This window comes from Cyclobacterium roseum, from assembly GCF_010119225.1.
In the GTDB taxonomy this organism is placed as follows: Bacteria; Bacteroidota; Bacteroidia; order Cytophagales; family Cyclobacteriaceae; genus Cyclobacterium; species Cyclobacterium roseum.
Window position 1 is genome coordinate 81,508 of record NZ_WNKF01000003.1, and the last position, 24,497, is coordinate 106,004.

The window sequence follows — 24,497 nt, forward strand, 5'->3', positions numbered from 1 at the left end:
GGATTTTTTTGTATATTCATAGGGATTTTCATTCCCTTTTTTATGATTCGTTTTCAGGAGGATTTTCTTCAGATGGTCTGGAAGTACCAGTATTTTGACAAAAAAGGACTGGAGACTAGTAATGGATTGCCCTTGTCGATTTACAAAATCGGATTTCATAACCAGCACGAAGGACCGGACTTTAAAGAAGCCGAAATCCTGATCGCTGGGATCAAGCATTTTGGTCATGTAGAAATTCACCTGCGTTCCTCCGATTGGAAGTCCCATCAGCATCAAAAGGACCCTGCTTACAATAGCGTGGTGTTGCATGTGGTATGGGAGCATGACGAACCCGTCACCCGGGCGGATGGCACCACCCTGCCTACCTTATCGCTTCAGGGTAAGATTCCTTTGGACGTGATAAAGAACTACGAGAAACTGGTGTTTTCGCCAAAAAAACTTTTATGCACGGATGCATTGGCCGGAGTGCCTGGAATATTAAAATTCTCCATGCTGGAAAAGGCATTGGTGGAGCGTTTACAGGGAAAAAGTCAACAGGTCTTATCCTTATTAGAAGAAAATCAGCAAGATTGGGAAGAGACGGCTTATCAATGGTTGTTTTATTCTTTTGGTTTTAAGACCAATGCCAAACCCATGCTGAAGGTGGCCAAAAGTCTTCCGTACAATTTGCTCAAAAAAAGTGCAGGTAACCTGTTGCAGGTGGAAGCCCTGATATACGGGCAGGCTGCTATGATGCAGCCTTCCTTAGATTTGAGTCCCGGGTATGAGCAAGGGTTGGCAGCAGAGTACAGTTACTTGCAGCGGAAGTACGGTTTGAAAAGGGAATTGTTCGGGTCGGAGTGGAAATTCATGAAAGTCAGGCCGGGAAACTTCCCTTCCTTTCGCTTGTCCCAGCTGGCTGCGCTATTGAATTCCAGTCCGAATTTATTTTCAAACGTTCTCTATCGGCTCCAGGATGTGTCCTCATTTCGGAAGGTTTTTGAGATGACGGTGAGTCCCTATTGGCAGCAACACTATCACTTTGGAAAGCCCATGAAATCGAAAACCAGCGGCAAACTAACGGAGGGTCTGTTGAATTTACTGGCCATCAACTTCGTGGTACCGCTCTGGTACGCCTATGGGCAATACTCGGACCTGGGGCTTTGGCAGGAAAAATGTTTTAATTTTCTTCAGGAAATCCCGGCAGAGAAAAACAGTTTGATTGCTATTTTTTCAGGAGCTGGCTGGGAGCCCTTGCAGGCCTTTGACAGCCAGGGGATGCTGGGCTTGTATCATGGCTATTGTTCCAAAAGGAAGTGCCTTTCCTGCAAAATTGGCCAAAACATACTCCGAGGCAATAAATGAGTATCTTTGCACGGGACAGGAATTTCCGTTAATTTTGCGGTTCAAAAAAAGAATCATGGAGAAACCCATTATTATATTTGGCGCCAAGGGCATCGCTCATCCCGCACTTGAAATTTTCAACAGCCATGATCTGGTAGTGTATGGTTTTCTGGATGAGGACGAAAGCCTTCACAAAAAGGAAATAAACAATGTAGCCATTTTGGGAAACCCGGAAGACGATGGGTTTTTAAAATTGATCGGTAAAAAATGTGAAGCGTTCGTGGCGGTGGATGATGCCCGGTACAGAGCCTCTTTGGTAAAAATGCTCAATGAGAAGCGAAAGGTACAACCCGTCAACGCATTACACCGCCTTTCCTATATTTCAACAGATGCGGCGATAGGCCATGGAAACTTTATCAATGCAAAGGTAAGCATCGGTGCTGGTGCCAGTATTGGGAATCACTGCATTCTCCATACCAACGCGACCATAGAGCATCAGGCTAAAATAGGAGACTTCGTCCAAATAGGTGCCGGAGCGGTGGTAAATTCCGGAACGACGATCGGCAACGGGGTCTTCCTGGGATCCGGAGTGACGGTGGTAGCAGGGGTTACCATCGGGAAAAATGCGCGGGTTGGTGCCGGTTCCGTTGTAATCGGAGACGTGGCGGCCAATCAGACCGTTTTTGGCAATCCGGCACAAGTAGTTGAAAAATAAGTACTAGTAGTTTATATTTGGCGTATTAATATAACACCCTGTCGGAAACAGGGCTGGCGTTATGGAATATCGAATTTTACTTTATTATTGCTATGCTCCAATCGAGGATTTGGAAGCATATAGGGATGAACATCATTTGTTCTGCGTCGAAAACAATATCCGGGGGAGAATTATAGTTTCTCCGGAAGGGCTCAATGGCACGGTTTCCGGGTTGAAGGAAGATTGTGACAAATACATGGCCTATGTCACCTCCGATCCGAGATTTGCCGACACTGAATTCAAGGTAGACAAACACCAGGGGCATGCCTTCGCAAAAATAAACGTGCGGGCAAAAGAGGAAATTGTTCATTCAGGACTGAAACACATCAATCCCCGGATGAAAACCGGCAAACACCTGGAACCTTCTGAATTCAAGGCGCTAAAAGATGAAGAAGACGTGGTTATTTTGGATGTTCGCTCCAACTACGAACACGAATTAGGTCATTTTAAAAATGCCATCCGGCTGGATATCGATAATTTTCGTGATTTTCCGGAAAAAGTCAAGGAGCTGGAGCATCTGAAAGGCAAAAAGGTACTGACCTACTGTACCGGTGGCATCAAATGTGAGAAGGCTTCTGCCTTTTTGCTGGAACAAGGGTTTCAGGATGTTTATCAGCTTCATGGCGGTATCATTAAGTACGGAATGGAAGCAGGCGGAGCAGATTTTGAAGGAAAGTGTTATGTCTTTGACAATCGACTTGCAGTAGAAGTGAATTCCGTCAATCCGAAAATTATTTCGAAGTGTTTTGTCTGTGGTACCGCTTCAGATCGCATGGTCAACTGCGCCAATCCCGATTGTAATGTTCACGTACCCATTTGTGAATCTTGCGGCTGGGAAATGGAAGGGGCTTGTTCGGATACCTGTAAAACACATCCCAGGAAAAGAGCCTATAATGGCACCGGTTATTATCAGAAAAACACGAACGGATACAACCCCTACAAGGGGCTTTACCAAAAGCCCAATGTGGACAAAATAAAATCTGCGCTGCATGGTAAAACCTCTGCCTGACTCGGATTTTATTCTCAATCCGGATGGCAGTATCTACCATCTGAATTTAAAACCTGGTCAGGTGGCAGAGACGGTGATTGCCGTAGGCGACCCCGATAGGGTACAGGAGATTTCCAGACACTTTGATGAGGTAGAGCTGAGGGTCCGCAAACGGGAATTTGTAACCCATACCGGATGGTACCATGGAAAAAGGATCAGTGTGATCAGCACCGGGATGGGTACGGATAACGTCGAGATTTTTATGACGGAATTGGACGCTTTGTTCAATATCGATTTCAGTACCAGGCTTCCAAAAAACAACCTTACCCGCCTCACTATTATCCGTGTTGGCACCTCAGGTGGCATGCAAGGCAGTCTTCCAGCAGGCAGCCTGCTTGCTTCTTCCTTCGCGCTGGGATTAGACACCTTGATGGCATTTTACCAACTCCCGCAGACCGGGGAAGAACGCAGTATTTCGCAGCTAGTGAAGGAGCGGTTGCATTTGCCTTTTTTACCCTACTGCGTGCGGGGATCGGAAAGTTTATTGGAGAGGTTTAGTGATCTTCCCCGGGGGATTACGGTCACCTGCCCTGGATTTTATGGGCCACAGGGAAGAGCGGTAAGGCTTAGTCTCCAAATTCCGGAAATGATCTCCACCTTGAGCGAGCTAGAAGTAAAACCCGGATTTTTTTCAAATTTTGAAATGGAGACCGCTGGCTATTATGCGATGGGCAGACTTTTGGGGCATGACACGCTCAGTCTTAATGCCATCGTGGCCAATCGCATAAGCAACCGTTTTTCAGAAGCTCCCGAGCAGGTGGTGGAAAAACTTATTGCCATCGTTTTGGAAAAAATGTAACCGTTGGTGGGACTTTACCCTTTCCGGTAATTTTTTCTATTCGGAGATTTTTGGAGATAATATTGAAGAGGGATTTAATAACAGTAATTTCATCCTATTCCATCCAACTCGCTTAATTCGAGCCAGCGCATTTCCAGTGCTTCAGCTTTCTTATCGATTTGTTCTATTTCCTGAGACCAGTCGGTCAGCAGTTGGTGATCATCTGTACCTTTAGCCATTTTATCTACCAGTGCTTTTTTCTGGGAGTGGAGCTTCTTTAAATCCAATTCTATGGATTCAAATTCCTTTTTGTCTTTATAGCTTGCTTTGTTGGAGCTGCTGGCGGGAGCTTCGGTGGCTTTCGCTGCTTTTGCCACCGGCTTTTTGCTGGGGGCTGCCTTTTTTACCTTTAAGCTTTCCCTGTAATCGGTGTAGTTTCCAGGAAAATCGCTTATTTGACCCTGTCCTTCGAAGACAAACAGGTGGTCTACCAGTCGATCCATAAAATACCTGTCATGAGAAACGATGACCAGGCATCCCGGAAAATTTTCCAGAAAATCTTCCAGCGTATTGAGTGTGACAATGTCCAGATCGTTGGTCGGTTCATCCAGAATCAGAAAATTGGGGCTTTTCACCAGCACCATTAGCAACTGAAGCCGCCGTCTTTCCCCACCGCTGAGTTTGGATATGGGAGTGTGCTGCTGTTTTGGCGGAAAACCAAATTGGTTGAGAAATTGGCTGATCGTGATGGTACTTCCCCCAGCCACGGTGACCACTTCGGCAACTTCTTTTACGCAATCTAAGAGTCGCTTTTCCTCGTCAAAGCTGTTCTCCTCCTGCCTGTAATAGCCAAAGGCGGTGGTTTGTCCGATCGTAACTTCGCCTTTATCCGGGGTATTCATACCCGTCAGCATATTCAGGAAGGTGGTCTTGCCGGCTCCATTGGGGCCAACGATCCCAATTTTATCTCCCTTTTTGAAAATATAGCTGAAGTCATCGACTAGTGTCAGGTCTCCATACGATTTATGGATTTTCTCTAGTTCCACTATTTTTTTACCCAGCCTTCTGGAAGTAACTTCCAGGCTAATATCCCGCTCTTCCGAAGGGCGAAATGCTTTGTCTTTGGTTTCTTCAAAGGCATCCACCCGGTATTTGGCCTTGGTCCCTCTAGCTTTGGGTTGGCGCCGGATCCAATCCAGTTCTTTTTTATACAGGCTTTTTGCCTTCTCCTGTTCGGTGGCCTGGTTGGCTTTTCTTTCTGCTTTTTTCTCCAAAAAATAGCCGTAGTTTCCGGCATAGCGGTAGAGATTGCCCTGCTCCAGTTCCAAAATTTGATTGGTAACCCGGTCCAGGAAGTACCGGTCGTGGGTAACCATCAGCAAGGAGAGATTGGACTTGGACAGGTATTCTTCCAGCCATTCGATGGTTTCAAGGTCCAGGTGATTGGTAGGTTCATCCAGTAGCAGCAGGTCCGGAAAATTCAATATGGCTCGCGCTAGTGCTACCCGTTTTCTTTGCCCTCCGCTAAGAGCTGAAACGGGGATGTCCGTATCGTGTAGCCCTAATTTGCCCAGTACCTCGTTGATTTGGTATTCGAAGTCCCAGGCTTGCAGGCGATCCATTTTCTCCAGCATGGGCTGGAGTTTTCCCTGTCCGTCGTGCTCAGCATCCAAAAGCACTTTTTGGTATTCCTGAATTACCTGGATGATCTCGTTATCCGGATCGTCAAACACCGTCTGATAAATGGTTTTATCTCCGGAGAAAACCGGATTTTGGTGTACATAAGCGATCTTGGCCTCCTGATTTATCACCACTTGCCCCTCATCCGGAATATCCTCTCCCATGATTATTTTCATCAGGGTGGACTTTCCCGCCCCATTTATGCCAACCAGCGCCGTCTTTTGACCGCGTTCCAGACCAAAGGAAATGCGGGTAAATAAAACCCGCTCGCCAAATGATTTACTTAAATTTTCTACTGAAAGGTAATTCATAGTGTAAAATTACAACCGTATTTTTGATTATTCAATCGTTGAGAAAGGATGGGAATGAAGGCGCACCAAAATTAGGGAAATAGGGCGTTTAATTTCCCTACCAAATTCCTTTGCGTGTGCCTGGAGACCATTGACAGGATACTTTTCGGACCGCATTCACCTGCCGAAATTGAAATCCTTTCTTCTTGTTTATTGAGGGAGCTGTTTTGGGTGCAGTGTGGTTTCTGCTTTAAGAGGAGCAATTATAAAGTAAACGCTGGTTTTTTTAATCCTGGAAAGGGAATTACTTTAAAAATTCATTGATGGCCTTTACAAGGGATCGGATGCTTTGTTTGAAGTGTGCGAGGGATTCATCCAGAAAGGGCTGCGCGTTTCCTTTTTTTCCCTGGTATTTTTCTTCAAACGAGGCTTTTTTTTCGTTGAGTTCCTTTTCCAGTTTTTCCTTTTTTCCGCGGAGTTCCTGAATTTTTTTCTCAATTTCTTCGCTCGCCTCTCCGGTAGCCTTGGTTCCTTTTTCTATCAAAATCTCGATTTTGCTTCCAACTTCCTGAAGCATTTTTTCGATTTCATCAAATCCTGAACGTTTCCTTTCCATGGTATTTTTGTTAATAATCCTAAAAGTAGCCAAATTTCTGCATAAAGCAGAAGAAAAATGCTTCTAGAAATAAACTTGGCTCATTAGACAAAAATAAAGCCCCAATGCTATTGGGGCTGATAGAGGTTGGATTAACCGGCCAATTTTATAAAATACTTGTTTAAAATCGGCTCGTATAGTTTGGAAAATGTCTTGTAACACCATTTCCTGAACTCTTCCAGCTCGGCTGGAACCAATAGATTCAGGCCCTTTCGCAACTCTTTCTCGAAGAGTTTGCTGTCAAAACTTACCTTTAATAAAATAGTTTTAACATATTCCATCATGGTTCATGTTATTTTAATTAGGTTTGGCAAAAAGATTGATTTATTTACGGTATACGGTTTAAAATTAGATTTGTTACGTATAAAATATACTTGTTTATTTGCAGTTATAAATAAAAGCACTACAAGCATCTTCTATGTTCTCAACGATTAACCACGTTCTTTTCGTATCCCTTGCGTTCCTTTTTTCATTGACGGCTGGGGCGCAAGATATCCGCATAGAATTGGGAGAAAGTGAAGTCGCACTGAATGAAACCTTTACCATTAAAGTAACGGTTTCCGGCGAAAAAATCCGATCCTATGATCAATTGCCCGACATTTCGGGATTCCAGAAGCAGGGTGTGTCGCAAAGTTCGTCCATGAACATTGTAAACGGACAAATGAGCAGCACGAATAGTATTATCCAATATTACAAGCCCCTTCGGAAGGGACAATTTACCTTACCAAATTTCACCTTAACGGTGAATGAAGAAAGTGTTTCCTCTCCAGGAAAGACCATTTCCGTAGTGGATGCCCGCGCCAGTGCCCGGAATAACCGTGCGCTGGATCCTTTTGATGATCTCTTCGGAGGCAATAACTCTGAGGAGCCGGAGTATGTGGAGGTTGAAGACGATGCTTTCTTCTCCCTTTCTGTCGACAAAGAAGAGGTTTACGTAGGAGAAGGGTTCAATGTAAGTTTGGCATTTTACATGTCAGAAAGCAATCAGGCACCCTTTAATTTTCACGAACCGGGAAAGCAGCTAGAGCGGATCATCAATGAAATCAAGCCTGGAAATGCCTGGGAGGAAAATTTTAATATTACCAGTATTCAGCCTGAAAGGGTGGAGTTTGGAGGAAAGCAGTGGACGAAATACAAAGTGTATGAAGCCAGTTTTTTTCCGTTTAACGCCGGGTCGGTGGATTTTCCCTCTGTGGGCTGGGAGATGATCAAATACCGTATCGCCAAAAACCCGAGCTTTTTTGGCAGCAATCGCCTGCAGGATTTCAAAACCTTCTATTCTCAACCCAAGTCCATCCAGGTAAATGCCCTGCCCCCGCATCCCTTAAAAAATGAAGTGAGTGTTGGTAATTATCGATTGAGGGAAAGTTTTGAGCAAAAAGAGGTACAGACAGGAGAAGGTTTTACCTATGATTTTACCATTATAGGAGAAGGAAATATCAGTTCCATTCGACCGCCCCGGCTCAGACGTCGGCAAAAGCTGAATACGTTTGACCCCAATGAGCAGGTACAAATAAACCGGGGCAGAGGAAAGGTAACCGGGATGAAGGAGTTTGGCTATTTTATCACCTTAAATGAGCAGGAGGAAGTAGCGCTAAAAGATCATTTTGAGTGGATTTATTTTAATCCGCAGTTGGCCCAATACGATACCTTGGTGCCTCAGGCGATGGTCCGGGTAACCGGGGAGAGCAAGATCAATCAGGCCATATCCTCTTCCCGCCTGGGAGGATTATACGATCTGATCGAAGTAGAAGACAATAAGCTTTTAAACCAGGGATATAAATATTATTTTTCCGCACTGATAAATGGCTTGCTGTTGCTGGCAGTGCTTTTATTAGGGTTTTTGATGTTTAAGAAAAAATAATTCATGCGCAATACATTTGGTAATGTTTTCACCATCACCACCTTCGGGGAGTCACACGGTAAAGGGTTAGGAGTGATTGTTGATGGTTGTCCCGCTGGAGTAGCTGTCGATGAAGCGTTCATCCTGCAGGAGTTGCAGCGAAGAAAACCCGGGCAATCCAAAATCACCACTCAGAGAAAGGAGGAAGACGGGTTTGAAATCCTGTCAGGCGTGTTTGAAGGAAAAAGCACGGGTACGCCCATTGCCGTCGTTATCTATAATACCGACCAGAAAAGCAAAGATTATTCGCACATTGCGGACAAGTTCAGGCCTTCCCATGCAGATTTTACCTATCACGAAAAATTTGGTGTCCGGGATTACCGGGGAGGAGGAAGAAGCAGTGCCAGGGAGACGGCTGCGAGAGTGGCCGCAGGGGCCATCGCAAAATTAATGTTGCGGGAATTTGGGGTTTCGATCAATGCTTATGTGAGTCAGGCAGGACACGAACGGCTGGAAAAAACGTACAAGGAGCTGGACTTTAGCCAGACAGAAGCAAACATAGTGCGGTGTCCGGATGCTGAGGCGGCCGAGCGAATGATCGACCTGATCGATGAAACCAGAAAAAATAGGGATACCATCGGAGGGGTGGTGAGTTGTGTCGCCCAGGGAGTTCCCGTAGGACTTGGAGAACCTGTTTTTGATCGGTTGCATGCCGCGTTGGGGCATGCCATGCTTAGTATCAATGCCGTCAAAGGTTTCGAATACGGAAGTGGCTTCGAGGGGGTGAGCATGAAAGGATCCGAGCATAACGATGCCTTTTACAAGGAAGGTGAAAAAATAAAAACCAGGACCAACCACTCCGGAGGAATTCAGGGAGGAATATCCAATGGAGAGGCCATTTATTTCAGAGTAGCCTTTAAGCCGGTAGCGACCATCATGCAGGATCAGGAGAGCATTGATACGAAGGGTGAGCCTGCTGTTGTTTCCGGAAAAGGGCGTCACGACCCCTGTGTGGTACCCCGTGCCGTGCCCATTGTGGAAGCCATGTGCGCACTTGTCCTGGCCGATTACCTGCTATTGAACCGCTCAAGCAAACTATAACCACTTCAACCACTAACCAAACATGAAAAAAAAAATACCCCTTCACACCCAGATCATCATCGGATTGGTTTTGGGTCTTATCGTAGGTTTAGCCGTAGTAAAACTTGGCATATCTCCGGATTTTACCCTTAATTACATCAAGCCAGTAGGTACCATCTTTATCAACGGGCTTAAGATGATAGCCGTACCCTTGGTGCTTGCTTCATTGATTGTAGGTGTTTCCAATCTGGGGGATATTTCCAAATTGAGTAGAATTGGTGGAAAAACCATTCTGACCTATATTTTTACCACGGCATTGTCAGTATCCGTAGGCTTGTTAGTGGTGAATATTTTTAGCCCCGGAAAAAGCTTGCCGGTGGAGACCCGGGACAACCTGATGAGCCTCTATACTGAAACGGCGGATACTAAATCCATGCAGGCTGAAGAACTCAAGCAGCAAAGTCCTTTACAGCCATTGGTGGACATGGTGCCGGAAAACGTTTTTCAGGCAACCACCGAAAATGCGAGCATGCTGCAGGTAGTGTTTTTCGCCATCATTGTAGGCATTGCTCTGATACAAATACCCAAAAGTAAAGCCGAGCCGGTCATCGCCTTTTTTGATGGGTTGAATGATGTAATCATCAAAATCGTAGGATTTATCATGATTTTAGCCCCCTATGGGGTATTTGCACTCATGGCTTCGCTGATTGTGGAGATCACAGGCGACAATCCCAGTTCGGCGCTGGAGTTGCTGCTCGCTTTGCTAAAATACAGTTTGGTTGTTTTGGGGGGCTTGGCATTTATGACATTGGTAACGTATCCGTTGATATTGAAATCATTTACCAAAGTCAGGTACCAGGACTTTTTCAAAGCCATCCGGCCAGCCCAGTTATTAGCGTTTACGACCAGTTCTAGTTCCGCCACCCTGCCCGTGACCATGAAACAGGTAGAAGAAGAAATAGGCGTTTCGGAAGAAGTAAGCAGCTTCGTCTTGCCGTTGGGAGCCACCATCAATATGGACGGGACCAGTTTGTACCAAGGAGTGGCCGCTGTTTTTATTGCCCAGGCGTTGGGGATGGATCTGAGCTTGAGTCAGCAATTATTAATAGTAATGACTGCTACCCTGGCTTCCATAGGCACTGCGGGAGTACCGGGTGCAGGGATCATCATGTTGATCATTGTATTGGAATCCATCGGCGTTCCTGCCGCAGGAATTGCCTTGATTTTGGCACCGGATCGGATTCTGGACATGTTCCGAACCATTGTGAATGTGACCGGGGATGCCATGGTTTGTACCGTGGTGGCGTCTACTGAGGGCGAACTGCCGGAGGGACTGATCCGAAAGTCCAATCCACTTACAGCCTCCTGAGTAGATTTTTCATAAACGAATTGCCTATTTACCGAACCATCATTGCATTCCGGGCGTTTTACAGTTGCTTAGAAATGAAATATTTAATGTAAATTAATAAATACCATGCTGGAAGCACAAAAAAAGCCTGTTCATCTTTATTTAGAGGCTAATCCAAACCCCAACTCCTTAAAATTTGTCGTGAATTTCATGCTTGTTGAGGATGGAGTTAGTTTTGATTTTCCAGATGAAGCAAGTGCTGAAAAGTCTCCTCTCGCTAAGGAATTGTTCAATTTTGCCGCTGTAGAAAGGGTGTTTATTGCTGCCAACTTTGTCACCGTGACCAAGAAAAGCGACATTCTTTGGGAAAACATTCAGGATCATATCCGTAATCAAATCAAGGGATTCCTGGAGACCGGGCAGTCGGTTATTGCCAGAGACCTGGATGTGGATCCTCTTTTTGATGAGAATGATAGCGAGACCGTCAAGAAAATCAAAGGAATTCTAGATGAATATATCCGCCCCGCTGTAGAACAAGACGGGGGAGCCATTGTGTTTCACAGTTTTCAGGACGGGATTGTCAAGGTGCTGCTTCAGGGAGCTTGTTCCGGTTGTCCCTCCAGTACCGTTACCTTGAAGGCGGGAATAGAAAATCTTTTGACCGGTATGCTGCCTGAAGTGAAGGCCGTAGAAGCAGAAGGGGTCTAAGGCTTTCATATCCAATAGATGGTCTTTGGAAAGTGGATTGGTGGGATTTTAGGATTCCTGGCTATTTTGTTACGGTTGATCTCCGAAGCATTTCCGCAATTTACGGAAAGCTGGTACGCCAAAGGCCTGTTTCCCCTAGTACGTGGAATACTGGACCATTCACTGGGAAAACTGCCTTTTCCAGCTATTTACCTCGTTTTCGCTGGGTTGCTACTGGCATTGTTTTATTTTGTTAAGGCACTGTTACGTAAAAATAGAGGAAGTAGAAAAAAGACCTTTTTCATTTTTAGAGGGCTACTGAATTTTGGTGGCTGGGCGATTTTTTTGTTTTTATTTCTATGGGGATTTAATTATTACCGGTTGCCACTTTACTGGCACCTGGGGCTTCGTTCGGAACCGATGGGCCGCGAACAGTTGCTGGAAGAAATGCGTTTGACCGAGGCGGACTTGTTGGCACAGCGAGCGGAACTGCAACTTGATTCCCTGCCCCTGGTATATTTGCGAGACTTTGAAGCGCTGGAAAGCCAACTTAGAGAAGAGATGCAGGAGACCCTGGAAAAGATCAGGTACTCCTGGGTTGGAAGCCCTTCCGTGAAGCCTTTATATCCGGCTGGAACCTTGAGGCGCATGGGGATTTTTGGAATTTACTTTCCGTTTACCGGCGAAGGATACCTGGACCCCAGCTTGCATCCCCTGGAAAAAACCTTTACCCTGGCCCATGAACTTGCCCATGGATTTGGAATTACCGATGAAGGAGAAGCTAACTTTATGGGTTGGCTGGTCTGTGCCAGCAGCGAAGACTACTATTTGCGCTATATTGGGTCACTTAAACTTTTCCGGTACCAGCTAAACGATTTGTACCGAATGGATCCGGAATCCTACCAACAATTCGTTGGTCAACTTCCCATTGCAATCCGGCAGGATATTCGGGAGATTCAACAGAGCAACCTGGAGATAAGGCCCTATTTTCTTGAATTGAGCAGGAAATCGAATGATTTTTACCTCAAATCTCAAGGAGTAAAAGCCGGCATAAAAAGTTATGCTCAGCTTCCCATGCTCGCCAGGGCTTGGAGATTAGGGCAAGTCGATATATGAAGCCCTTTTTACAGTGGAAAATGACCTGTTTTTAGGTAGAAGCTGAATTCAGTCCATTGGGTATGGTCAAGGTGAAATTGGATCCGCTTCCCTCTTTGCTGACTACCTCCAGACTTCCCCCCAGTCTCTTTGCATTTTGGAAGCACAGGTGTAACCCCATTCCTGTTCCTTTTTCTTGCTCAGTGCCGTAAGTGGATTTGATGTCCTGCTCAAATATTTTTCTGAGGCGTTCCTGAGAAATTCCAATACCATTATCCTGTATGGAAATGATGATCAATTCTTTCTGGCCAGTAATTTCGATACTTACCTGTCCTCCGGTAGCAGTAAATTTAATGGCATTCTGGACCAGATTTCTAAGGATCAATAGCAAACGGTCCGTTTCAATCTTTACCATCGGATTTTTGCGGTAATGGACTGCCAGCGAAATGGATTTTTGTTTGGCAATTACCTTTAGGATTTCCAATGTGTCCTCGAAGAGGTCCTTTAGTTTTATTTCCTTTACCCGGATCGCTTGATTTTTTAATTCAAAAGAGGACCAATCCAATATATTTTCCATCATATTGTAAGTCCGGGTCGTTATTTTAAGCAGTTCTTCGTGCAAAAAATCCATTTCTTCGGGCGGTAAATCTCCCTTATTGATGAGTTCCAGTGTCTGCATAATGGATTGGAGCGGATTTTTTAAGTCATGGGAAATGATGGTAATGATTTTATCCTTTTGAGAACTGGTTTTACTCAGGCTGCGGTTGATTCGGACCAATTCATTGCTTTTTACTTTGACCTTGTTTTTTTGAGATTTATAAAACCGTTTCAAGGTGGCTACCAGAAATCCAATTCCAGCCAGGCAGGCGATATAGGTGATGGCATGATCAATAAAAATCAGTCCGTTGCTATCGTATAATTTGGGGATCCACTGCGTGTGGAAGGTACCAAGATAATAGAGCAGCAAGAAGAACAAACCATTGATCACACTCCAGAAAAAATAGGACCGGATGGGAGAAATACTGAGGATAATGAGGTGGCATAACATGAAAATATAGAAAGTGGGACCATCAATGCCATCATTATTGAAAAAGTTAATGGTCAATACGGGATAGGTAACCCCGCCGAATAGATAGTAGGCATATTTAAACTGGTTTCGTTCTCTAAGCAGGTAATAGCAGACCGCCAGTCCAACGATAACCACAAACGAAATTCCGATTAAAAACCAATTGCCAATAATCGCATTAAAGGCCATCGTGGCCAGTATAAAAATGAAGACGATGACCAAGGTGGAATTAAAAATCTGTTTTTCCATGACCGGGCTATTTTCCCAATAAAAAAAATGGGAGGCCCGGGTTTTTATTTTATTCCAAAAGCTCACAATAGGGTTGTCATTTTAAAATTTTCCGGGCTGCTGATTACCAAATATCGGAATGAATTCAAACGTTTCACCATCAAAAAGTCCTTTGTCACTCAACTTGATGGATGGAATAACCAATAGAGCCATAAAGCTCAAGGTCATAAAAGGGGATTGTAGACGGGATCCCATTGCCTTTACCATTTTATCCAGACGGGTATAATGCCTGGCTACCTCAAAGGCATCTGCCTTACTCATCAGTCCCCCCACTTCTAAGGGCAGCACTTCCTCTGCTGGACCATTAACTGCCGCAAGACCTCCTTTGCAGCGAATAATCAGATTGGCTGCTCTACTCATGTCCTCGTCACTCACGCCAACCACAATAAGGTTATGGGAATCATGTGCTACCGAAGAAGCGAAGGCTCCTTTTTTCAGCCCGAAACCTTTTATAAGTGCCACTTGTGGGGGGCTGTTTTTTTCATACCGGTTGATCACCGCGATTTTTAGGATATCCTCTTCGGTATTGCTAATTACGCTTCCGGAGTTTTCCGGTACGGTCACTCTTATTTTATGGGTGGTTAATTGCTTGTCCAGTGCTTTGATAACGGTGGCGGGCCCGCCCTGGTGTTTTAATTCAAATGATGCCTTGTCAAGAAAATCAGCCTGGAAGCGGTTTACTGCCTGACAATCCTGGTGGGGGATTCTTGTCTTTCCCTCCCTGGCCATTAATTGGCCGTTGATGTGGGTTTCTAGCACCTGAAAGCTAACCAGATCTTCCACCAGTATAAAATCTGCAGGATCGCCCACTTTAAGCAGTCCCACCGGGAGTCCGTAATGGTGTACGGGCGTGATGCAAGCGGCACGGAGTACGTCAAAAAGATCTTTGCCCCTGGAAACTGCCCGGACGACCAACTGATTGATATGCCCTTCGAGTAAGCTGTCGGGATGTTTGTCGTCCGAACAAAACATGAGGTGTTCCGGAAATGCATCCATCAGGTCAATCAACGCATCGAAGTTTCTGGCGGCACTTCCTTCACGAATGGCCACCTTCATACCGTTTCGAATGCGGTCCCTTCCTTCTTCAAATGTCGTGCACTCATGATCGGTGGTAATTCCAGCGGCCGCGTATTTGGCGGCACTTTCGCCTGTAAGCCCCGGGGCATGACCATCTACAGGCTTTCCATAGCGTTGGGCAAGATGGATTTTTTCCATTACTTCTGGATCCTCCTTCAATACGCCGGGCCAATTCATCATTTCTGCAAGGTAGTGGATATTCCCTTGCTGAAAGAGTTGTTCAATTTGTTTGGGAGAAATGGCATCTCCGGCAGTTTCAAAGGGAGTGGCAGGCACGCAGGAAGGAGCTCCAAAGAAAAACTTGAACCCTGTTTTTTCCCCGTTGGCGATCATGAAGGCAATGCCCTCCATGCCGCAAACATTGGCAATCTCATGGGGATCAGAGACGGTGGCGACGGTGCCGTGGATCACGGCAAGTCGGGCAAAAGACGCAGGGACCAGCAAAGAGGATTCGATATGAACATGGGCATCAATAAAACCGGGAAGCAGGTAGTGGGGAGGTGCCGTAGAGAGGCGATCAACAGCCTGTATACGGCCATTGTTCACCTCAATCTTTGCGGGATAAATTTCTTTCTTTTCAATATCCACCAATTGTCCCTTCAGGCTGTAAGCTGTCGTCATTCCGCTGTTAAAAGTTTAAATAGTACTATTTCTGTTGGTTTGTACACCAGATTGGAATAAAAAACCAATACAAATAAGGTCTACTGCCCAGAATAGTCATAAATATACTATATTTGCATCTGAAAAGGAAAGCAGGTACCATTCATTTTTTATTAATGAAAAAAATCATCATTGCCATTGACGGTTATTCCGGTTGTGGGAAGAGTACCACAGCAAAGGCGGTGGCTAAAGCGTTGCGCTATACGTATTTGGATTCCGGGGCTATGTACAGGGCAGTTACCCTTTATTTTTTAGAAAATCACATTGACACCTCTGAGTCAGAGGAAATTGATCAAAGCCTCCGGGAAATGGAAATTGAATTCCGACATAATGAGGCCGATGGAACCCAACAAGTTTATCTGAATGGAGTTAATGTAGAGAGGGAAGCACGCGGAATGGAAGTTTCGGCAAAAGTGAGTGAGATTAGCAAGATTCCACAGGTAAGGGCTGCTTTGGTAGAAAAGCAACGAAGTTTAGGAAGTAATAAAGGTATTGTGATGGATGGCAGGGATATTGGTACCGTTGTTTTCCCGGATGCGGAGTTGAAAATATTTATGAAAGCCGATACCCTAATCCGGGCAGAGCGAAGGCAGCGTGAGTTATTGGAAAAAGGGCAGCGGGTAAGTTTGGATAAGGTGCAGGAAAATCTGGAATCAAGAGATGAGCAGGACAGCGGAAGGTCGATAAGTCCCTTAAAAAAAGCAGAAGATGCCGTGGAGTTGGATACGAGCTATTTGGATTTTAACGAGCAGGTCTTGAGGATACTGGAACTGGCAAAGGAGAGAATGGATTAAGTTTATGGAAGTTACGATAGATAAAAATTCAGGATATTGTTTTGGTGTGGAATACGCCATAAAGATGGCCGAAGATGAAATGGTTGACGACCGGAAATTGTATTGTCTTGGGGATATCGTCCATAATGATATGGAAGTAAAACGATTGAGTAATAAAGGCCTGGTGGTGATTGACAGGGAGGATTTACGATGTCTTCACGATTGTAAAGTCCTGATCCGGGCCCATGGAGAGCCACCGGAAACCTATCGCATGGCCATTGAAAACAACATCGAATTAATCGATGCCTCCTGTCCGGTGGTATTGAAGCTACAGCACCGGGTAAAAACCGCCTTCGATAAAATGCAAAACCAGAAGGGGCAAATCGTTATTTACGGGAAAAAGGGGCATGCCGAGGTCATTGGCCTCACCGGCCAAACCCTTGAAAAAGCCATCGTGGTGATGGATGATGAAGACCTTGAACAAATTGATTTTTCAAGGCCGGTGACATTATTCAGCCAAACCACCAAAAGTACCAAAGGCTTTTATGCGCTCAAGCAAAAAATTGAAGAGCGAATTCGAGAAGCCAAAGGAAAAATGGAAGAGTTGGATTTTAATGCCAATGATTCCATTTGCAGGCAGGTCTCTAACCGGGAACCACAATTGCAAAAATTTTCGGAGGACAATGATGTCGTCATCTTTGTTTCCGGCAAAAAAAGTTCGAACGGTAAGGCCCTGTACCAGGTCTGCAAAGGGATAAATACCAGGAGCTATTTTGTCGAGAACGAGCAAGATATAAACCCTGACTGGATCATGCCCGAAGATAAGGTGGGCATTTGCGGGGCTACTTCTACCCCTATGTGGTTGATGGAGCAAGTAAAGGAACACATTCTGTTTCTGGATACGCCCTCGGTGGAAGCGGAATTATAAATAGAGGCAAAAGAGGTGGGCGATCGTTCAATATTTGATAAATAAACAAGGAATTAGCTTCTAATAACTAATGTAATTTATTAGATTTGAGGCGTTTTTCATAGGATCATATAGTTTCAAAAATTAAATATGTCAAAACAAATCAAGCTTAAAAAAGGGTTTGATATACGCCTGGTTGGTAAAGCCGAAAATAAGATCGGTGATTTTCAGCCTGTCAAAACCTTTGCCATCAAACCTACAGACTTCATCGGAATGCGACGGCCAAAGGTCATCGTCAAAGAAGGTGATACGGTAAAGGCAGGTTCTCCTATTTTATTTGATAAGAAATTGGAAAAAGTGCAATACGTGGCACCTGTTTCCGGGGAGATTGTTGAAATCAAGCGAGGAGAAAAAAGAAAATTGTTGGAAATTAAAATCCTGGCTGACAGTGAAATTAATTTTGAGAATTTTGAAAAATTCACCGAAGCTGATATTGCTGCTGCCAGTCGGGAAAAGCTGGTGGATCACATGACCGCTACGGGAGTGTGGCCTCAAATTATTCAGCGCCCTTACGGTGTTGTAGCCGATCCGGAGGACGAGCCCAAGAATATTTTTATTTCCTGTTTTGACACCCACCCACTGGCTCCGGATTATGATTTCCTTCTGAAAGGTCAGGCCAACTATTTTCAGGCTGGTATCAACGTGCTGAAGAAACTTACCAAGGGCGGCGTCTTTCTGGGGCTCTCCGGTGAATCTAAGTCGTCCGAAATGGCGAACATTCAGGGGGTGGAAACCAATTATTTCTCCGGCCCTCATCCTGCGGGCAACGTAGGAGTTCAAATTCATCACATTGCTCCCATTAATAAAGGCGAAACGATTTGGACCCTAAACCCTTATGGAGTAGTCCAAATCGGGAAATTGTTTACGAACGGTCACTATGATGCCTCCAAGCTAATTGCCTTAACCGGATCCGAGATAAAAACCCCTGTTTACGCCCAAACCTATATTGGAAGCTGCGTGGATAGCTATGTGGCTGGAAATACGAACTCGGATAACGTAAGGGTGGTATCTGGAAACGTGCTGACTGGGGAGAAAATTAAACGGGATGGGTACCTGGGATTTTATGATCACCAGCTAACCGCCATTCCAGAGGGAGATTATTACGAATTTCTGGGGTGGATGAAGCCTACGACGGAAAAACTGAGTTACCACAAGGCACTCGGTTTGCTGTCCTTTTTGTATCCAAAAAAGGAATACGCTCTGGATTCCAACGTTAGAGGAGAAGAACGAGCTTTCGTCCAAACAGGTGTTTTTGAGAGTGTGACTCCAATGGATATCTATCCGGTATACCTTTTAAAAGCTATCATGGCAGAAGATTTTGATGAAATGGAGGAGTTGGGAATCTACGAGGTAATTGAGGAAGACCTGGCACTTTGTGAATTTGTGGATGTTTCCAAACACCCGGTGCAGGAAATAGTTAGAAAAGGTATAGAACTCATTCAATTTAGTTAATCATATGAAGTTTTTACGTGACCTGTTGGATAAGCAGAAGCCCCTTTTTCAAAAGGGAGGAAAATTAGAAAACCTCTACTACTTGTATGAGGCTGGAGAAACATTTCTGTTTTCTCCCAAGCATACGACAGCACCCAGAGGCGCACAGGTGAAAGACGCAATCGATTTGAAGCGGATGATGATCACCGTGGTGATCGCCATGATTCCCTGTTTGTTATTCGGTATTTACAATACCGGCCATATGCACTACCTTGCGGTAGGGGAAGCGGCTAGCTTTGGAGATAAGTTTATACTGGGACTGACGCTGGTATTGCCGATCGTTATCGTCGCCTATGCGGCCGGAGGCTTGGTGGAGGCTGTCTTTGCTGTGGTCCGGAAGCACCCGATTAATGAAGGATTTTTGGTGACCGGAATGTTGATTCCTCTGGTGGTTCCTGCTACGACACCGTTATGGCAGGTGGCACTTGCCACCATTTTTGCAGTCGTAATTGCCAAGGAGGTTTTTGGCGGAACGGGAATGAATATCCTGAACGTGGCCATGACAGCAAGGGCCTTTTTGTACTTTGCTTATCCTGCGCAGATTTCAGGAGATCAGGTCTGGACCTACCTGGGTGACAAAACACCAGTAGATGGATTTTCGGGTGCTACTGCCCTTTCCGTTGCGTATCAATCCGGCCAGGAAGGGGTAGATGCCGCTTCCAATCTTGCCAGTCATAATTCGGCAATCATGGATAATATGTTTGGCTTTGCTAACATGTTTTTTGGATTTATTCCAGGTTCCATCGGGGAAACCTCCACGTTAATGGTACTACTAGGGGCAGCGATTCTGCTGTTTACCGGTGTGGCTAGTTGGAAAATCATGCTGAGCGCGTTTGGCGGCGCCTATATCATGGCTGCCATCATGCAATTGTTGGCGGTAAACGAATTTATGGCGATGCCAGCACATTATCACCTGGTGATGGGAGGAATTGCCTTCGGAATTGTATTTATGGCAACAGATCCTGTTTCGGCTGCTCAGACGGAATCCGGGAAGTGGGTTTATGGCTTGCTGATCGGTGTACTTACGATCATTATAAGGGTGACAAATCCGGCCTATCCGGAAGGAATCATGCTTGCGGTGTTGTTTATGAACGTATTCGCCCCGCTGATCGATCATTATGTAGTAAAAGCTAACAAGAAAAGGAGGTTACAACGTGCAACAGTCTAACGCTTACATTATCACATTTTCAATAATCCTGACCGTAGTTTTGGGTTTATTGCTTTCCGGTACCGCTGAGGTATTGAAACCCATACAGAAAAAGGCTGAGGAACTAGACACCAAAAAGCAAATTTTGGGCGCCGTGATGGCGGCAGATGAAATTGATGCCATGAAGCCTGAGGAAATCAATACCTTTTACCAGAATCGAATTTCTTCGAAGGTGGTCAATATAGAAGGAGAAGAAGTAGAAGAACAAGATGGGGCGCAGGTAACTGCCGAAACCATCGATGTAGGAAAAAATTATAAGAAGGCACCGGAAGACCGGTTGTATCCTGTATTTATTTTCCAGGAAGAAGGAAACGAAGATGCTGTCGCCTCTTACATCTTTCCGGTATATGGAAACGGGCTATGGGACAATATTTGGGGATACCTGGCCTTACAAACGGATATGGAGACCATTGAGGGGATTACCTTTTCTCATGCCGGCGAAACCCCGGGACTAGGTGCGAGAATTACCTCCACAGATGTTCAGCAGCGATACAAGGAAAAGTCCATATACGATGAAAGTGGCGAGTTGGTATCGGTAGTGATGCAAAAAGGAGAAGGTAAAGACTATTCCGGAGAGCCGCATAAAGTGGATGGCTTGTCAGGAGCTACCATTACGGCTGAAGGGGTAAATAGAATGTTGAAAAGCTATCTGGAGCATTACAAGGCTTACATGGAAAAGAATAAAGAAGGTTCTTCCAGAATGGCATCCAATTAATTTGAACGTTTCAATAGAACAACGATATGAGTACAGACACTGCTGAAAAAGAAATAGCTATAAAAGAGTCAGAAGCGCTTCTTTCGAAAAGAAGGAAAAAGCTAATGACCGATCCTTTGGTAGATGATAATCCCATAACCATTCAGGTGTTGGGTATTTGTTCTGCGCTAGCGGTTACCACCCAGATGCAGCCTACCTTGGTAATGGCATTATCCGTTATTTTTGTCATGGTAATGGCCAACTTGTCGATATCCCTGTTGAGAAATAAAATCCCAACCAGGGTGAGAATCATCGTGCAGTTGGCAGTGGTAGCCTCTTTGGTTACCCTGGTAAATGAAGTATTGCAAGCCTTCGCTTATGATATGTATAAGGAACTATCCGTTTTTGTAGGCTTGATTATCACCAACTGTATTGTGATGGGACGCCTGGAAGCCTTTGCGCTTGGTAATAAACCCTATGATTCGGTACTGGATGGTTTTGGGAGTGCGTTGGGGTACTCCTGGATTATTCTGACAGTTGCCTTTTTCAGGGAATTATGGGGATCAGGTTCACTATTTGGCATTCCTATTTTCGATGGAATATCCAGCCTTTTTGGTTCCGACTTCCAGTTGGCCACCAATGGGCTAATGGTATCTCCGGTGGGAGCCTTTATTATCCTTGGCCTGCTGATTTGGGTGCAGCGCACCAAGACTGGTTATGTGGAACATTAAAAGTAAGAAGGAATGGAATTATTTAACTTAGCAATACGGTCAATTTTTATTGACAACATGGTTTTTGCCTACTTTCTGGGGATGTGTTCGTTTTTGGCGGTGTCCAAAAAAGTGAGCACAGCGCTGGGCCTTGGAGCTGCTGTAATTTTCGTTTTGACGATTACCGTGCCGCTCAATTGGCTCTTGAATGAATTTATATTAAAAGAAGGTGCATTGGCCTTTTTGGGAGCATCCTTTGCTACGATTGACCTTACCTTTCTACGGTTTATTATGTTTATTGCCATCATCGCCGCCATGGTTCAATTGGTGGAAATGGTCGTTGAGAAGTTCGCTCCGGCACTTTATGGTGCGTTGGGTATTTTTCTTCCTTTGATTGCGGTAAACTGTGCCATCCTGGGGGGATCGCTTTTTATGGCGCAAAGGGACTATACCCTGGCAGAAGCTACGGTTTATGGATTTGGATCCGGAACGGGGTTCTTTCTTGCCATTGTGGCGTTAGCTGCCATTCGGGAAAAATTGAAGTATTCAAACGTCCCTAACGGTTTGAAAGGTCTCGGTATTACCATGCTGATCACCGGGCTTATGGGAATCGCCTTCATGTCCTTTATGGGAATAGATTTGTAACATTCCGTATACAGACTCCATTTGGTACAAATTGTAAAACCCTGTTCACTTTTTTTGAGAGCAGGGTTTTTTTCTTTCTTTACTGCTTCTAACTAACAACCGCCATGGCTGATTTCACATCAAAGCGAATTTTAGGCTACTTTCTGCGAGGATTGCTTTTTGTCGTCCCCTTTTTTCTGACGGGATACATTATCATTCTTACAGTTCAATTTCTCGATAACATTATCCCGGTAAACATTCCGGGATTGGGAATCCTAGTCATGTTGGTCTTTGTAACGCTGGTAGGGTATCTGACCAGTATTTTTATCACCAAGTCTATTTTTGAAGAGCTGGAAAAAATAGTCTTTAAAATTCCTTTGGTGAATATCCTTTATACCAGTATCAAAGACCTGATGTCTGCTTTTGTGGGGGATAAGAAGAAGTTCAATACACCGATCATTGTAAAGTTGTCGGAAAATATTTCTCGCCTGGGTTTTATGACTCAGGATGACCTCAAGGTTCTTGGGCAGGAAGATTTGGTAGCTGTATACTTTCCTCATTCCTATAATTTCAGTGGAAACTTATTTCTGGTTCCCAGAGCAAATGTGACCCGCTTAAAAAATGTAAACAGTACCGAAATCATGAAGTTTATTGTTTCGGGAGGGGTCTCTCAGTTGAATTACTACAAATATCCAAACAAAGCGAAGGATCAGCAGGGTCAGGAACCCGGCTTATCCTCCGAGGGACTTTGATATATGTATTCGATCCCCTTTAACCAGCCCTATGTAACCCGTAACGAATGGGTATACGTCCAGGATGCACTGGCGCAAGGCAGGTTATCCTCGAATGGGAAGTACACGCATAAATGCCAACAATTTTTTGAGAGCACGTTTGGATTCAGGAAAACCTTTCTAGCCCATTCCTGCACTCAGGCGCTCGAAATGGCAGCCTTGTTGCTGAACCTTGGCCCTGAGGACGAGGTGATTCTGCCAAGCTATGCTTACGTAAGTACCGCCAATGCCTTCGCACTCCGTGGATGCCGGCTGGTATTTGCCGATAGTCGACCCGATTATCCGGGCATCGATGAGACCGAAATCGAAAGGCTGATAAGCAGCCGAACGCGGGCAATTGTACTCGTCCACTATGGCGGGGTGGCATGTAATATGGATCCAATCCTTGATTTGTGTAAGAGGTATAACTTGTTTTTGATTGAAGATGCGGCAGCGGCCTTGGATGGGTATTACCTGTCAAAGGAGGGTGATGCCCGTCCACTGGGTAGTATGGGGGATTTTGCGACCTTTTCTTTTCACGAAACGAAGAATATCAGTTGCGGAGAAGGAGGATTGTTGGTGGTCAATAATCCCTCGTTTTTCCAGGAGGCAGATTGGGTGTGGAACCGGGGGACCAATCGTTCTGATTTTGACAAGGGAAATCGCTCCTCCTACGAGTGGGTACACCTGGGCTCCGCTTTCGCTCCCTCGGAAATCGCTGCCGCCTGGCTTTGGGCGCAGTTGGAAAACCTGGCTGTCATTCAGAAAAAAAGAGCAGTGGTATGGCATTGGTATCAAACGCATCTTAAGGAAGTTTTACCTTCTTTTTCTGGCCAATTGCCTGTAATCCCCACTTTTGCCCGGCAAAATTTCAATACTTTTTACCTGTTGATGGATCAGCGCCGGGATCGGGAGGACTTGATTGCGTATTTAAAATCCAAAGAGGTCCTTTCGGTGTTTCATTACCGCTGCCTGCATCTGAGTCCCTATTTTAGGGATAAGTACCAGGGGAAGCCCTTGGTAGAAGCGGAAAAATACCAGGATAGATTGCTCCGGTTACCTGTTTTTGCCGATCTCGATGTCAACCGGTTGGAAAAGAAATTGCTTTCCTGAATGAACGGTAAAGATACCAATAAAAAAAGGTCCTTTTTCAAGAAAAGGACCTTCTTCATTCTACGTATGTTGTAAGAAAATTAAATCTGTGCTTCCAATTTATCTGCGAGTACCGATTTAGGAACGGCACCGATAACTTTATCTACTACTTTACCTTCTTTGAATATAAGCAGTGTTGGGATGCTTCTGATGCCAAACTGAGAAGGTACACCTAAATTGGCATCTACATCCATTTTAGCAATGGTGGCCTTTCCTTCGTAATCTCCTGCCAGTTCTTCCACTATTGGTCCGATCATTTTACAGGGTCCACACCATTCTGCCCAAAAGTCTACCAAAACCGGTTGTTCTGAATTGATGATTTCTTCAAAGTTGGTATCTGTAACTTCAATTGCTTTTGCCATCTTATTGTTATTATAATTTTGAAAATATATATCTTAATCCGATTATCATCCGATTAGTTCCATCAGATGTCCATA

24 protein-coding genes are annotated in these 24,497 nt (G+C 44.9%); 18 read left to right on the forward strand and 6 right to left on the reverse strand.

What is annotated here, in order from left to right; translation table 11 throughout:
* The first annotated feature begins 42 nt into the window (after nt 1-42).
* The 4 genes from GJQ68_RS05340 to GJQ68_RS05355 all read left to right on the forward strand — a co-directional run bounded on the left by GJQ68_RS05340 (nt 43) and on the right by GJQ68_RS05355 (nt 3,924).
* The gene (locus GJQ68_RS05340; RefSeq protein ID WP_162416282.1) at nt 43-1,344 is read left to right on the forward strand and encodes a DUF2851 family protein; all 1,302 of its coding nucleotides are present in this window, start codon (nt 43-45) and stop codon (nt 1,342-1,344) included.
* Nucleotides 1,345-1,399: 55 nt separating this feature from the next.
* A complete protein-coding gene (locus GJQ68_RS05345) occupies nt 1,400-2,038 on the forward strand; it encodes an acetyltransferase (RefSeq protein ID WP_162416283.1) in 639 nt (212 codons plus the stop codon).
* 61 nt (nt 2,039-2,099) lie between these two features.
* On the forward strand, nt 2,100-3,086 hold the full coding sequence (gene trhO, locus GJQ68_RS05350; protein WP_162416284.1) for an oxygen-dependent tRNA uridine(34) hydroxylase TrhO: 987 nt from the start codon (nt 2,100-2,102) through the stop codon (nt 3,084-3,086).
* Nucleotides 3,067-3,924, forward strand: coding sequence for a nucleoside phosphorylase (locus GJQ68_RS05355; protein ID WP_162416285.1), 858 nt, complete (start codon nt 3,067-3,069; stop codon nt 3,922-3,924). The genes trhO and GJQ68_RS05355 overlap by 20 nt, the downstream gene beginning before the upstream one ends.
* Nucleotides 3,925-4,013: 89 nt before the next feature.
* Here the strand turns inward: GJQ68_RS05355 and GJQ68_RS05360 are convergent, their stop codons facing one another.
* From GJQ68_RS05360 to GJQ68_RS05370, 3 genes are all read right to left on the reverse strand, one after another.
* Nucleotides 4,014-5,894: an ABC-F family ATP-binding cassette domain-containing protein gene (locus tag GJQ68_RS05360; RefSeq protein WP_162416286.1), complete on the reverse strand. Its 1,881-nt coding sequence runs from the start codon at nt 5,892-5,894 to the stop codon at nt 4,014-4,016.
* Nucleotides 5,895-6,177: 283 nt separating this feature from the next.
* Nucleotides 6,178-6,489 (reverse strand): hypothetical protein, encoded by a 312-nt coding sequence (locus GJQ68_RS05365; protein WP_162341120.1) that lies wholly within the window; start codon nt 6,487-6,489, stop codon nt 6,178-6,180.
* Nucleotides 6,490-6,620: 131 nt separating this feature from the next.
* Entirely contained in the window at nt 6,621-6,812 is a 192-nt protein-coding gene (locus tag GJQ68_RS05370) for a hypothetical protein (RefSeq protein ID WP_162341119.1), read from the reverse strand.
* 134 nt (nt 6,813-6,946) lie between these two features.
* Here GJQ68_RS05370 and GJQ68_RS05375 point away from each other — a divergent pair, with 134 nt between their 5' ends.
* The 5 genes from GJQ68_RS05375 (at nt 6,947) to GJQ68_RS05395 (ending at nt 12,602) form a co-directional block, all read left to right on the forward strand.
* Nucleotides 6,947-8,392 (forward strand): BatD family protein, encoded by a 1,446-nt coding sequence (locus GJQ68_RS05375; protein ID WP_162416287.1) that lies wholly within the window; start codon nt 6,947-6,949, stop codon nt 8,390-8,392.
* Nucleotides 8,393-8,395: 3 nt separating this feature from the next.
* Entirely contained in the window at nt 8,396-9,472 is a 1,077-nt protein-coding gene (aroC, locus tag GJQ68_RS05380) for a chorismate synthase (protein ID WP_162416288.1), read from the forward strand.
* A gap of 22 nt (nt 9,473-9,494) precedes the next feature.
* Complete coding sequence (locus GJQ68_RS05385; protein ID WP_162416289.1) at nt 9,495-10,820, forward strand: dicarboxylate/amino acid:cation symporter; 1,326 nt, start codon at nt 9,495-9,497, stop codon at nt 10,818-10,820.
* 105 nt (nt 10,821-10,925) lie between these two features.
* Nucleotides 10,926-11,507 (forward strand): NifU family protein, encoded by a 582-nt coding sequence (locus GJQ68_RS05390; protein WP_162416290.1) that lies wholly within the window; start codon nt 10,926-10,928, stop codon nt 11,505-11,507.
* Nucleotides 11,508-11,525: 18 nt separating this feature from the next.
* Complete coding sequence (locus GJQ68_RS05395; RefSeq protein WP_162416291.1) at nt 11,526-12,602, forward strand: DUF3810 domain-containing protein; 1,077 nt, start codon at nt 11,526-11,528, stop codon at nt 12,600-12,602.
* Nucleotides 12,603-12,633: 31 nt separating this feature from the next.
* Here GJQ68_RS05395 and GJQ68_RS05400 read toward each other — a convergent pair whose 3' ends face one another.
* Together GJQ68_RS05400 and ade are read right to left on the reverse strand one after the other, a co-directional pair.
* Nucleotides 12,634-13,896 carry a sensor histidine kinase gene (locus GJQ68_RS05400; RefSeq protein ID WP_162416292.1) on the reverse strand — a complete coding sequence of 421 codons (1,263 nt, stop codon included), beginning with the start codon at nt 13,894-13,896 and terminating at the stop codon, nt 12,634-12,636.
* 81 nt (nt 13,897-13,977) lie between these two features.
* A complete protein-coding gene (ade, locus tag GJQ68_RS05405) occupies nt 13,978-15,633 on the reverse strand; it encodes an adenine deaminase (protein WP_162416293.1) in 1,656 nt (551 codons plus the stop codon).
* A gap of 155 nt (nt 15,634-15,788) precedes the next feature.
* Here ade and cmk point away from each other — a divergent pair, with 155 nt between their 5' ends.
* From cmk to rffA, 9 genes are all read left to right on the forward strand, one after another.
* Nucleotides 15,789-16,466: a (d)CMP kinase gene (gene cmk, locus GJQ68_RS05410; RefSeq protein ID WP_162416294.1), complete on the forward strand. Its 678-nt coding sequence runs from the start codon at nt 15,789-15,791 to the stop codon at nt 16,464-16,466.
* A gap of 4 nt (nt 16,467-16,470) precedes the next feature.
* Entirely contained in the window at nt 16,471-17,373 is a 903-nt protein-coding gene (locus GJQ68_RS05415; protein WP_162416295.1) for a 4-hydroxy-3-methylbut-2-enyl diphosphate reductase, read from the forward strand.
* A 129-nt stretch (nt 17,374-17,502) separates the two neighbouring features.
* Nucleotides 17,503-18,864: a Na(+)-translocating NADH-quinone reductase subunit A gene (locus GJQ68_RS05420; RefSeq protein ID WP_162416296.1), complete on the forward strand. Its 1,362-nt coding sequence runs from the start codon at nt 17,503-17,505 to the stop codon at nt 18,862-18,864.
* A 4-nt stretch (nt 18,865-18,868) separates the two neighbouring features.
* Nucleotides 18,869-20,071 (forward strand): NADH:ubiquinone reductase (Na(+)-transporting) subunit B, encoded by a 1,203-nt coding sequence (locus GJQ68_RS05425; RefSeq protein ID WP_162416297.1) that lies wholly within the window; start codon nt 18,869-18,871, stop codon nt 20,069-20,071.
* Nucleotides 20,058-20,825, forward strand: coding sequence for an NADH:ubiquinone reductase (Na(+)-transporting) subunit C (gene nqrC, locus GJQ68_RS05430; protein ID WP_162416298.1), 768 nt, complete (start codon nt 20,058-20,060; stop codon nt 20,823-20,825). Before GJQ68_RS05425 ends, nqrC begins: the two co-directional genes overlap by 14 nt.
* 26 nt (nt 20,826-20,851) lie before the next feature.
* On the forward strand, nt 20,852-21,535 hold the full coding sequence (locus GJQ68_RS05435) for an NADH:ubiquinone reductase (Na(+)-transporting) subunit D (RefSeq protein WP_162416299.1): 684 nt from the start codon (nt 20,852-20,854) through the stop codon (nt 21,533-21,535).
* A 12-nt stretch (nt 21,536-21,547) separates the two neighbouring features.
* Nucleotides 21,548-22,159, forward strand: coding sequence for an NADH:ubiquinone reductase (Na(+)-transporting) subunit E (nqrE, locus tag GJQ68_RS05440; protein WP_162416300.1), 612 nt, complete (start codon nt 21,548-21,550; stop codon nt 22,157-22,159).
* A gap of 104 nt (nt 22,160-22,263) precedes the next feature.
* Nucleotides 22,264-22,890, forward strand: a complete 627-nt coding sequence (locus GJQ68_RS05445; RefSeq protein WP_162416301.1) for a DUF502 domain-containing protein — start codon at nt 22,264-22,266, stop codon at nt 22,888-22,890.
* A gap of 3 nt (nt 22,891-22,893) precedes the next feature.
* Complete coding sequence (gene rffA / locus GJQ68_RS05450; RefSeq protein WP_162416302.1) at nt 22,894-24,021, forward strand: dTDP-4-amino-4,6-dideoxygalactose transaminase; 1,128 nt, start codon at nt 22,894-22,896, stop codon at nt 24,019-24,021.
* Nucleotides 24,022-24,101: 80 nt separating this feature from the next.
* On the opposite strand, the gene trxA is transcribed toward rffA, so the two are convergent.
* Complete coding sequence (trxA, locus tag GJQ68_RS05455) at nt 24,102-24,422, reverse strand: thioredoxin (RefSeq protein WP_162416303.1); 321 nt, start codon at nt 24,420-24,422, stop codon at nt 24,102-24,104.
* Nucleotides 24,423-24,497: the final 75 nt, after the last annotated feature.